This window comes from Rhodococcus sp. PAE-6 (assembly GCF_025290685.1).
Taxonomy (GTDB): domain Bacteria; phylum Actinomycetota; class Actinomycetes; order Mycobacteriales; family Mycobacteriaceae; genus Rhodococcus; species Rhodococcus pyridinivorans.
In genome coordinates this window covers 1-246 of record NZ_JAOCLZ010000188.1, presented here as the reverse complement: position 1 = coordinate 246, position 246 = coordinate 1, and the positions used below count along the sequence as shown (strand labels likewise).

The following is a 246-nucleotide window of genomic DNA, read 5'->3' as shown; positions in this document are numbered from 1 at the left end:
CGACTACCTCAACACGTCCGTGGGCGTCGCGACCGAGACGTTGCAACTGGTCGAAGCGCCGATGTCCACCCCGCACGGTGATTCCCTGTTCGTCCCCGACGCGATCCGGGCGGAGGTGTCGCTGCCGGTCGTCGGGGTCGGGCGCTTCACCCGACCAGAACCGATCGGTGCCGCGATCGCCGACGGAGTATGCGATCTGGTCGTCGCCGTGAGCGAGCAGATCGCCGACCCGGAGTTCGCGACCAA

At 67.9% G+C, this 246-nt stretch carries 1 pseudogene; it reads left to right on the top strand.

From position 1 onward, the window contains the following. Window positions 1-246, top strand: a pseudogene (locus tag NVV99_RS26735) (mycofactocin system FadH/OYE family oxidoreductase 2); the annotation flags it as partial.